At 45.4% G+C, this 11,659-nt stretch carries 9 protein-coding genes; 7 read left to right on the forward strand and 2 right to left on the reverse strand.

Features of this window, described 5'->3' with window-relative positions:
- Window positions 1–61 precede the first annotated feature (61 nt).
- The 6 genes from mnmG to deoC all read left to right on the forward strand — a co-directional run bounded on the left by mnmG (window position 62) and on the right by deoC (window position 7,079).
- Window positions 62–1,936, forward strand: coding sequence for a tRNA uridine-5-carboxymethylaminomethyl(34) synthesis enzyme MnmG (mnmG, locus tag HMPREF0645_RS08770; RefSeq protein ID WP_007174615.1), 1,875 nt, complete (start codon window positions 62–64; stop codon window positions 1,934–1,936).
- A gap of 197 nt (window positions 1,937–2,133) precedes the next feature.
- Entirely contained in the window at window positions 2,134–2,664 is a 531-nt protein-coding gene (locus HMPREF0645_RS08775) for an adenine phosphoribosyltransferase (RefSeq protein ID WP_007174616.1), read from the forward strand.
- A gap of 315 nt (window positions 2,665–2,979) precedes the next feature.
- On the forward strand, window positions 2,980–4,836 hold the full coding sequence (gene uvrC, locus HMPREF0645_RS08780) for an excinuclease ABC subunit UvrC (RefSeq protein WP_007174617.1): 1,857 nt from the start codon (window positions 2,980–2,982) through the stop codon (window positions 4,834–4,836).
- A 154-nt stretch (window positions 4,837–4,990) separates the two neighbouring features.
- On the forward strand, window positions 4,991–5,443 hold the full coding sequence (gene dtd / locus HMPREF0645_RS08785; RefSeq protein WP_007174618.1) for a D-aminoacyl-tRNA deacylase: 453 nt from the start codon (window positions 4,991–4,993) through the stop codon (window positions 5,441–5,443).
- A 203-nt stretch (window positions 5,444–5,646) separates the two neighbouring features.
- Entirely contained in the window at window positions 5,647–5,970 is a 324-nt protein-coding gene (locus tag HMPREF0645_RS08795) for a nucleotide pyrophosphohydrolase (protein WP_007174620.1), read from the forward strand.
- A gap of 137 nt (window positions 5,971–6,107) precedes the next feature.
- A complete protein-coding gene (deoC, locus tag HMPREF0645_RS08800) occupies window positions 6,108–7,079 on the forward strand; it encodes a deoxyribose-phosphate aldolase (protein WP_007174621.1) in 972 nt (323 codons plus the stop codon).
- Window positions 7,080–7,163: 84 nt separating this feature from the next.
- Here the strand turns inward: deoC and HMPREF0645_RS08805 are convergent, their stop codons facing one another.
- On the reverse strand, window positions 7,164–8,531 hold the full coding sequence (locus HMPREF0645_RS08805) for an alpha/beta hydrolase family protein (protein ID WP_007174622.1): 1,368 nt from the start codon (window positions 8,529–8,531) through the stop codon (window positions 7,164–7,166).
- A 77-nt stretch (window positions 8,532–8,608) separates the two neighbouring features.
- On the reverse strand, window positions 8,609–9,586 hold the full coding sequence (locus HMPREF0645_RS08810) for a polyprenyl synthetase family protein (RefSeq protein ID WP_007174623.1): 978 nt from the start codon (window positions 9,584–9,586) through the stop codon (window positions 8,609–8,611).
- An 89-nt stretch (window positions 9,587–9,675) separates the two neighbouring features.
- Here HMPREF0645_RS08810 and HMPREF0645_RS08815 point away from each other — a divergent pair.
- The coding region (locus tag HMPREF0645_RS08815; protein WP_007174624.1) for a DNA polymerase at window positions 9,676–11,659 on the forward strand (1,984 nt) is incomplete at its 3' end.

Genomic DNA, 11,659 nt, shown 5'->3' on the forward strand with positions numbered 1-11,659 from the left:
TCAAAGCAATAAATACAAAAAATCGATATAATTATGTACTTTTGCAAAAAAAGAAAAGACTGTGAAGGATTTCAACTACGATGTGATTGTCATCGGGGGTGGTCACGCCGGATGTGAAGCGGCCACGGCAGCAGCTAACCTGGGAGCCAAGACCTGTCTGGTGACCATGGATATGAACAAGATTGCACAGATGAGTTGCAACCCTGCCGTAGGAGGAATAGCCAAGGGTCAGCTTGTTCGAGAAATTGATGCCCTGGGAGGATTCATGGGCAAGGTGACCGATGCCACGGCCATACAGTTTCGGATGCTCAACAAGGGAAAGGGGCCGGCCGTGTGGTCTCCACGCGCGCAATGCGACCGCGAAAAATATATCGTGGAATGGAGACGCGTGCTCGACCGGACACCCAACCTGGATATCTGGCAAGACCAGGCCGACGAGCTCCTGACAGTGCATGGAGAAGCCGTTGGGGTGAGAACGGTCTGGGGTGTGGAGATACGCGCCAAGGCCGTTGTCGTTACCGCCGGCACGTTTCTCAACGGCCTGATGCACATTGGACGCAAGCAGTATCCCGGAGGTCGGTGTGCTGAGCCTGCGGTTTTGCATTTTACGGAGTCTATAACGCGCTGGGGGGTGCGAGCCGGACGCATGAAAACGGGTACGCCCGTGCGTCTTGACAAGCGAAGTATCCACTTTGAAGATACAGAGGAGCAGCCCGGAGAGAACGACTTTCACAAGTTCAGCTACCTTTGGTCGCAACCTACCCTCAAGCAGCTACCCTGCTGGACATGCAGCACGAACAGTGACGCACACGAAATATTGCGCGAAGACATCGCCAACTCCCCACTCTACAATGGTCAGATTGAATCTATCGGACCACGCTATTGCCCGTCGATCGAAACAAAACTTGTTACCTTCCCGGATCGGGATTCACACCCTTTGTTTATTGAACCGGAAGGCGAAGACACCAACGAGATGTATCTAAATGGTTTCTCTTCGTCCATGCCGCTGGAGACCCAACTCAAGGCTCTTCATCAGATTCCGGCCTTGAGAGAGGCCAAGATTTACCGTCCGGGATATGCCATCGAATACGATTACTTCGATCCCACGCAGCTCAAGCACTCTTTGGAATCCAAAATTATCAAGGGATTATTCATGGCCGGACAGGTGAACGGTACCACCGGATACGAAGAAGCGGGCGCACAGGGCATCGTCGCCGGGGTGAATGCAGCTCTCCATTGTTCGGGGAACGAACCGTTTGTCATGAGGAGGGACGAGAGTTATATCGGCGTTCTCATAGACGATCTCACCACAAAGGGCGTGGACGAACCATACAGAATGTTTACATCGCGCGCCGAATACCGTATCCTTCTGCGCCAAGACGACGCCGATGCGCGTCTCACCGAGAAAGCCTACGAATTGGGGTTGGCATCCCGCGAACGTCTCGACTGGTGGTTAGAGAAGAAAGAAGCAATAGACCGCATGATACAATATTGCAAGAATACATCGGTTAAGCCGAAGGAAATCAACTCTTCTCTCGAAGCACTGGGCATCCCCCCACTCCGCATGGGGTGTAAATTGACAGACCTCATCGGCCGACCTCAGCTAAACATGAAAGTGCTGGCAGAAATCATACCGGGCTTGAAGGAACAGATGGAATCGCCTCGAAACAGGGCTGAGGAAATTGTTGAGGGTGTGGAAATCCGTATTAAATATAGGGGATATATCGAACGGGAGAAACTCATTGCCGATAAAATGCATCGGTTGGAAAATATCAGAATTAAAGGGAAATTTAACTATCAAGACTTAAAGGAGATTAGTACGGAAGGACGGCAAAAGCTCGAGCGTATTGACCCGGAAACACTTGGACAGGCCAGCAGAATACCCGGCGTATCACCAAGTGATATTAATGTCTTACTGGTTTTGATGGGGAGATAGTTCAAGAGACCCATAACACCCAAGCCAAAAGCAATACCTAACACGTGTATCAAGCCAGTGGCGTGCTCTTTCGGAGCAAAGGATACATATTAACCCCCACCCCCGAACACATTGAACGGAGTTTTGTTTCACGTGAAACATAGGTTTGCTCAATTCACTGAAAAAGAAGAATTAAACAACAATAAAATAACAAAAAAATGAACAACAAGACACTATTGGAAAATCTAAGGAGTATTCCGGATTGGCCGATAAAAGGAGTGAATTTTAGAGATGTAAGCACATTATTCAAGAGCCCTGAATGCTTGAGAATCATGAGCGACGAATTGGTAGACCTTTACAAAGACAAAGGTATCACCAAGATTGTGGGCATCGAGAGCCGTGGATTCGTGATGAGTTCGGCCGTTGCTTACCATCTGAACGCAGGAATTGTACTTTGTCGAAAGCCTGGAAAGCTTCCTTGTGAGACCGTTCAGGAAAGTTATGCTAAAGAATACGGCATAGATACCATAGAAATTCACAAGGACGCGATCAACGAAGAGGATATCATCTTGCTTCATGACGACCTACTCGCCACCGGTGGAACCATGAAAGCGGCGTGCGACTTGGTTAAAAAGTTCCATCCTAAAAAGATTTATTGCAACTTCATCATTGAATTGAAAAGTGAATTTCCACATGCTCGCGACACATTTGCAAAAGACATCGAGATCAGTAGCCTGCTTCAATTCTAAAATTGTGTCGACATTGACCTCGATAGAAGACTAACACAACATTGTCCCCGTAAGGCCTCTCCTTTCGGGGACAATCTTTTAAACAAACAATGACTTTTATAAAACTATAACGTCATAGCGCTTGCAATCAAAAAACGTTTTTGGTATATTTGCATGTCAATCTCATAAAATAGAAAAGAAAAGGAAGACTGCAGGCAAGACGTCAACTCGTTATTCTTACCACCAAAAGGCAACACTTTTTTTGTTCTTCACGCATGTATGTTCCACGTGAAACAAAATAAGCTATAATACCAATATATATTGGGTACTTGAAATATGAAAAAAGAAGAAGACACAAAAAGATTGGAGTATCTTAAGAGCATCGTATTGAGCATGCCGGAACGTCCCGGCAGTTATCAATTCTACGACAAAGAGCATCATATTATTTATGTAGGCAAGGCAAAAAAGCTGAAAAGCCGAGTGTCGACCTATTTTCATAAAGAGGTGGATAGATTCAAGACCAAGGTACTGGTAAGCAAAATTCACGACATCACGTACACCGTTGTGAATAGTGAAGAAGATGCCCTGCTGTTGGAAAATTCGCTCATCAAGAAGTATAATCCAAGATACAACGTCTTGTTGAAGGATGGGAAGACGTATCCCAGCATTTGTATCACCAATGAATACTACCCTCGAATTTATAAGACAAGGACGATAAACAGAAAACATGGTACTTATTTCGGCCCCTACCCGCATGTGGCGTCGATGTATAATATACTGTCATTGATTAACAAGGTTTTCAAACCGAGACGATGCAGGCAACCCATCACCAAAGAGGGTGTGGCACAGAACAAATACCGCCCCTGTCTGGATTATCATATACACAACTGTAAAGGTTGTTGTATCGGCAAGCAAAGCCATGAGGAATACATGGAAAATATTCGGCAGGCCAAGGAGGTTCTCAAAGGCAACACACGTCAACTGAGCGACTGGCTCTATCAAAAGATGATGCAGAAAGCTGAGGAAATGAAGTTTGAGGAAGCTGAAGAATTGAAACAGAGATATATCATGCTGAAGGACTTCGTTGCTAAAAGCGAGGTGGTAAGTTATACGATTAATGACGTAGATGTGTTTACAATAACAGAAGATGAGCTGAAAAAGAATGCTTTTATCAACTATATTCATGTTAAAAATGGCACGATAAGTCAAAGTTTTACATTCGAATATAAACGAAAATTGGACGAGACACATGAAGATTTGCTCATCCAAGCTATCCCGGAGATACGCGCACGGTTCAACAGTAAGGCTAAGGAAGTTATCGTACCCTTTGAGATGGAGTGGAAACTAAAAGATGCGGAGTTTTTCATACCGCAGAGAGGCGATAAAAAACATCTGTTGGAACTGTCTGAAATGAATGGAAAACAGTATAAATTTGATAGACTGAAGCAGGCTGAAAAGCTGAATCCGGAACAAAAACAGACAAGACTGATGAAGGAATTGCAGCTAAAACTTGGATTACCCACGCTGCCCTACCACATAGAATGCTTTGACAACTCGAATATATCCGGGACTGATGCCGTTGCCGGATGTGTGGTATACAAAGGTATGAAGCCCTCTAAAAAGGACTATCGAAAATACAACATCAAGACCGTTGTAGGACCCGACGACTACGCATCCATGCAGGAAGTGGTGAGACGCAGGTACAGCCGTATGATGAAAGAAGGCACGTCCCTACCCGACCTCATTATAACTGATGGGGGAAAGGGGCAGATGGAAGTGGTAAGAGAGGTTGTCGAAGATGAACTTAAACTCAGCATTCCCATTGCAGGACTGGCCAAAGACGACCGACATCGAACCAATGAATTGTTGCATGGCTTTCCGCCGCAAGTCATTGGACTTAAGACAGATACAGAGCTTTTCAGGGTATTAACGCAAATTCAGGATGAAGTGCACAGATATGCAATAAGTTTCCATCGAGACAAACGATCAAAACATGCTTTGCATTCGGAATTAGACAACATCAAGGGGATAGGTCCTAAAACAAAGGAAAAGATATTAAAAGCCTTTAAATCAGTAAATAACATCAAGGTAGCACCACCCGATGAACTTGCGACCATTATCGGATCAAACAAGGCAAAGATAGTTACGGAATATTTTGAAAAGTCAAACCATAAGGACCACTCGAATGAGTGATTGATGCATTGGGGCAAAAGAAAAGTGCAAGGCCCACTTTTTAACAGCCTTGGCTCTGGGTTTGAATTGAAAATAAAAGTATAAAAGTTTGAATATAATCATCTTTGTGCTTATCTTTGTGGGAAATAATACTGGTACAAACATCATATAACGAATGAAAATAGTAATCCAACGCGTTAGCCGTGCATCTGTTACAATCGACGGAAAAATAAAATCATCAATCGGAAAGGGGTATCTCATCTTGTTAGGGATAGGTGTCGACGATAACGAAGAAGACATGAACTGGTTGGTGAAAAAAGTTGTAGGGCTACGGGTGTTTGATGACGAAAATGGTGTGATGAACCGAAATATTCAAGATGCTGGTGGCGATATTATCGTGGTTTCGCAATTCACACTCATGGCGAGCACCAAGAAGGGCAACCGCCCTAGTTGGATTAAAGCGGCACCTCACGACATCTCAATACCGCTCTACAATCGCTTCTGCGAGGCTCTAAGCACCGCGATGGGCAAGCCTGTAGGAACGGGTGAGTTCGGGGCTGACATGAAAGTAGAACTCGTGAACGACGGTCCGGTGACCATTTGCATAGACTCAAAGAATAAGGAATGAAGCTCCCCTACTCAATATTCGCTCCTATAATATTTCTGTTTGCATTCTTCCTTGCCCTGGCGGCAATAGATTGGATAAGAGGCGAAAGCGTGGATTGGTGGGGACATCTTATCACTTCTGTAATCGCCACGGGCGGAATCCTGCTGTTAAAAAAATTAGAAGCTATCCACAATAAAAGAAACTCATAAACCACACCACAAGGAATGACGATACAAGAAGCACAAAACGCCGTGGACCAATGGATTAAAACCTATGGCGTGAGATATTTCTCCGAACTCACAAATATGGCCGTCCTGGCTGAGGAAGTGGGCGAATTGGCTCGCGTGATGGCTCGCAAATATGGCGACCAGAGCTTTAAGGCAGGCGAAAAAGATAACTTAGGCGAAGAAATGGCCGACATATTCTGGGTGCTCTGCTGTCTCGCCAACCAGACGGGTGTGGACCTTACGGAGGAATTACGCAAAAGCATCGAGAAGAAGACCAAACGCGACGCAACGAGACATAAGAAGAATGAAAAACTGAAATAGGAGTCTCATCTCCCACCCTACGTTCCAAAAGGCAGAAGTTGCCAACGGCATGTGTGACGTGCCAAGTGTTCTCCCGCCTCTGACACAGAGCAAAATACAAAAATAATCATATAAAAAAACAAGTATAATCAACTGTTATGGCATACTCAAAAGACATTAAACCTACAGTAAATAAAGGAAAACTGAAGGCTCAGGTAGAAGCGCAACGCGCAGACAAGGGAACAGAAAAAAGCAAGTATGAACAGGCTTTGGCGAAATACAACTGCAACGTCAACGAGGCAGAAGTGAGCGAAGCCCTGAAAAAACTCATCGTAGAGAAAGTACCTGAAAACGACACCAAAGAGGTCAAGAAATTCCTATTGGGTAGCGTGGAACTCACCTCGCTGAGCGCTGCCGACTACGATCTCAAGATTATGAAGATGGTAGAGAAAGTCAACAACTTTGATTCCGCTTTCCCTGACCTTCCTCATGTGGCTGCCATTTGCGTTTACCCCAACTTTGCAGAAGTGGTAAAAGACACGCTGGATGTTGAGGGTGTGGACATAGCCGTTGTTTCAGGGTCATTTCCCTCCTCCCAGACGTTTATCGAAGTAAAGGTGGCCGAGACCGCACTGGCTGTCAAAGACGGTGCCACAAACGTGGATATCGTACTGCCCGTAGGCAAGTTTCTCTGTGAAGACTACGAAGGAGCATGCGAGGAAATCAGCGAACTGAAACAAACTTGTGGCAACGTTGCCATGAAAGTTATTCTGGAAAACTGTCTGCTGGGCAGCCTTTCCAACGTGAAAAAGGCATCCATTCTTTCGATGTATGCGGGTGCAGATTATATCAAAACCTCCACCGGCAAGGATAAAGGAGGAGCAACACCCCAGGATGTCTACGTGATGTGCCAAGCCATCAAAGAGTATTACGAGGAAACAGGTATACAGATTGGACTAAAACCCGCAGGCGGCATCAACACCGTGATGGACGCTGTGATATTCTATACCATCGTCAAAGAAGTACTCGGTGAGAAGTGGCTGACCAACAAATGGTTCAGACTGGGAACCAGTAGATTGACAAACCTGCTGCTCAGTGAGATTGAAGGAAATGAGATAAAATTCTTCTAACGATACGATAGAAGCAACGAAATAACGCCCTGCAAAAAGCGGATATACACCTGAGAAATGTATATCCGCTTTTCTTTTGTATCGTTATTCAAGTGTCTTGATCCAATCAACGATATCCTTCATCACCTCTGGGGCAAAGGTTTCTTCTATCAACCGGTACTCTGTTGTCTGACCTGTAGTACAGTATTGGAAAAGATGGTTGAGTCCTTCATATTCTTTTATCAAGTTCTTTTTATTGGGTATCAGGCCTTTACGAAAAGCAGAAAGATTGTCGTGTGCATCTACCTGCACATCTTTACTTCCATTAACTGCCATTACGGGACACTTAATTTTTGGAAGATAGCAAGCCATGTCGGTTGCGATGAAATCGAGAATCCATGGGGTTTGCATGGTGATAACGGGCAGTAAACTTTGTTTGCTCAATGCTGGAAGCGACACATTGGTTTGCTTCAGCAAGGAATCCAACACGGCATCTGGGTCAGAAATGTCTTTCTTAGCATTTCTATAAGCATAAATAGCTCCTAACACCTTACAATAGTCGTGTGCGAATGTCGCATCACCTCTCGCCTCCATAGCTTGATAAACCTGCTTCAACATCAAGCTATCACCACGTCCAGCAACTCCCGCAAGACTGACAATGAAATCGGGTAAACCCTCTGCTGCCAACATTAGGGCAATACTGCCACCCTCACTATGTCCCATGACACCTATCTTTCCAAACCTTTTAAGGGTTTTCAGGTAGTTAAGACCACAGCGAGCATCCTCCGCATTGTCTTTCATGGTCGATTTAGAAGCATCGCCAGTAGACTTTGCAAATCCTCTATCATCGTATCGAAGTGATGCAATGCCATGGCGAGCCAAGTAATCTGCCAAGACCAAGAAGGGTTGATGGTCAAAAATTTCCTCGTCTCTATTTTCCTGACCGCTACCTGTTACCATCAGTACCACTGGCACTTTGTGATTGTCCATCTGCTCATACCCCACTGGATAAGTCAATGTACCTGAGAAAACAGCATTTGCCTTCGCATTATTAAAGGTTACTTCCTCAGTTTGATAAGGATAGGGCAAGTGTGGTGTTTGTGGTCTTTTTAGCTCCTCCGTACCACGATTGAGCATCAATGGAAAAGCCCTTCCAAACTGCGTAAACGTACCTTGAATGCTGTCTCCATGCTGTTTACCAAGATACCGGGCCCCAATCGACGAGATAGCAATATCAACAGAGTCAGCCGTCAGACTGTTTACAGTGGCAGGAACGTCTTTTACACTTTGGTCAGGACTATCCATCGTTACTATGAAATCACTGTTTTTGTCTTTTTCAACGTGAAAGACAATCGTTAGTTGTACACCTTGAACTGACAGTTTTCCAGTCCAACTACCTTCCAATTTCTGTGCATACGATACGCAAACGTAAGCACACAAAAGGAAAATAATAGTGAGAAATCTTTGTTTCATAACTATATTAACATGATTATGATAGATTAATCTATCACGCTCTATACGAATAAGACAATAAAAGGTGTTCGTACCCCTTATTTTGTACGCTTCACCACATAGTCGATGTAGGCTTGCAAAGCCGTCTTTATTTCAACATCCTTCACGTGATTCTTAAGATAGTCCATGGCTTCTGCATGAAATTCCCACATACGCTTATCAGCATATTCTATTCCTCCATGGGTCTTGGTGAACTGGACTAATTGCGCGATTTCATCGTGAGAAACTGTGCCTTGCTTCACCTTGCGAGCCAGATTCATCATTGCTTCATCGCCCGTGGATTTCAAGGCATAAATCACTGGCAGGGTGAGCTTACCCTCCGCCATATCATTGCCCGTGGGCTTACCTATTTCGTCCGTGTCATAATAATCAAAAATATCGTCGCGGATTTGGAAGATAATACCAATGTTACGGCCGAAATTCCGAGCTTGTGTCGTAGCAGCCGCATCTGCTCCAGCAGACAACGCCCCCACCTCAGCACAAGCTTCGAAGAGCGCTGCAGTCTTCTGGCTGATGACATCATAGTAGGTTGTTTCAGAGATGGATTGGTTCTGAATCGCCGAGAGTTGCAGAATCTCGCCATTCGAAAGCGTTCTTCCCAATTCTGCCAACGTCTCGATAATCGCCTCATTATGTGTGAAGTTAACGTGCAGCAGAGCCGTGGAAAGTACATAGTCACCTGCCAGGACAGCCACTTTATTGTTATATTCCGCATTCACAGAAGCCTGACCGCGCCGCTCCTCACTTTCATCCACCACATCATCATGCATCAACGAGGCCGTGTGGAGCAACTCGAGCCCCACGGCAGCATTCAGAGTCGTTGAGGTGATCTGGCCATAATTCTTCGCCATCAACAAAATCAGTATGGGGCGCATGCGCTTTCCCGCACGTTGGCGGACATGATCCAGCACTTGTGAAAGCAGCCCATCCGTATGCGACAACGACTCGTCGAACAGAGCGATGAAATCGTTTAATTCCGAATTAATTGGTTGCTTGATGGTTGATACATAATCCATAAACTTCTGTTTAATTTGTTACAAAATTACGGCTTTTATCGCATATTGTCGCAAGATTTTAGTAATTTTACAAGTAAAACAAAATTATTATGGAGAAACTATTCCTCTTGGATGCTTATGCCATCATATTCCGGTCGTATTACGCCTTTATCAAGCGCCCAACCATCAATTCCAAAGGACTGAACACCTCAGCCATATTGGGATTTTGCAACACGCTGAACGAGATTATCGAAAAAGAAAATCCTACACATATCGGAGTGGCTTTCGACTACGGCAAGACTTTCCGCCACGAGGCTTTCCCACCCTACAAGGCACAAAGGGAGGCTACACCCGAAGACATCAAACTGTCCGTACCTCACATTCAGGACATACTCAAGGCCATGCATATCCCCATTTTGCAGGTGAATGGCTTCGAAGCAGACGATGTCATCGGCACCCTGGCCACCCAAGCTGCTGAAAAAGGCATCGAAACCTATATGCTGACGCCCGACAAAGATTATGGACAGCTCATTCGTCAGCATGTTTATATGTTTCGTCCCAGACATGGAGGAGGCTACGATAAAATCGGAGAAAAAGAAATACAAGCCAAATATGGTATTGCCAGTGCCGCACAGGTCATCGACCTCCTGGCGCTGATGGGCGACTCGTCCGACAATTACCCAGGGTGCCCGGGCGTTGGGGAAAAAACCGCCGTGAAACTTATCCATGAATTTGGAACGTGTGAGAACCTCATCGAGAACTCCGACCAACTGAAGGGCAAAATGCGCGAAAAGGTGGAGAACGCTGTGGACGATATCAAGATGTCTAAGTTTCTCGCTACCATCCGAACTGATGTGCCCATTGAACTCAATCTCGACGAATTGAAGATGACCTCACCCGACGAGGCCGAACTGCACAAAATATTCACAGAATTGGAATTTAGGAGACTCGCAAAGAAATTTCTTAATAAAGGTGAAGAAAAGATAACGTCTGATAATTTACAACTCAATTTATTTGAAGAAAATCCGACCAAGACTACGAGTGAGCCCAAATTCTCGACTTTTGAGAGCCTAAAAACCACTTCTCACCATTATAAACTCATTGACAATCAAGAGGAAGCACGCAAACTTTGTGACTTTTTACGGACAAATAAAATTCTAAGTTTAGACACAGAAACCACTTCTACCAGTCCCATGGAGGCCGAATTGGTCGGTTTGAGCTTTTCAGTGAAGGAAAAAGAAGCATTTTATGTGGCCATCCCTAAGGACCGTGAAGAAGCCTTACAATATGTTAATATATTCAAACCGCTGTATGAAGACCCCGAAATTCTGAAAGTAGGACAGAACATTAAGTACGATTATGTGGTGTTGCGAAACTATGGCGTCGATATCCAAGGTAAGATGTTCGACACCATGCTCGCCCACTACCTCATCCAACCGGAGCTTCGTCACAACATGGACTACATGGCCGAAACTTTGCTGCATTACCAAACGATGCACATCGAAGAACTCATCGGCCCCAAGGGCAAGGGGCAAAAGAACATGCGCGACCTCTCCCCGGAGGAAATATACGAATATGCTGCCGAAGACGCCGACATCACCCTGCGGCTCAAAAACGTGTTGGAGCCTCAGCTGAAAGAGGTTGGTGCCAAGTCGTTGTTTTGGGATATCGAGATGCCTTTGGTCAAAGTGCTGGCCGACATGGAGCTCAACGGTGTGCTCTTGGACACCGAATCGCTGAACGAAATCGAGCGTACCTTCACCGAGCGCATGCAGCAATACGAGCGTCATGCTTTCGAATTGGCGGGCGAGGAATTCAATATCAGCAGTCCGAAACAGGTGGGTGAGATTCTCTTTGGCAAGATGAAGATTGTCGACAAGCCCAAGAAGACCAAGACGGGGCAATTTGTTACCTCCGAGGAAGTGCTGTTGCAGCTCAAGGACAAGGCACCCATCGTCGAGGATATTCTCAACTATCGGGGCATGAAAAAGCTCTTGGGCACCTACGTCGAGGCTCTCCCCAAACTGATCAATCCGCGTACCGGACACATCCATACGTCTTTTAATCAGGCCGTTACGGCCACAGGACGACTCT

It is taken from the genome of Hallella bergensis DSM 17361 (genome assembly GCF_000160535.1).
GTDB classification, from domain to species: Bacteria; Bacteroidota; Bacteroidia; order Bacteroidales; family Bacteroidaceae; genus Prevotella; species Prevotella bergensis.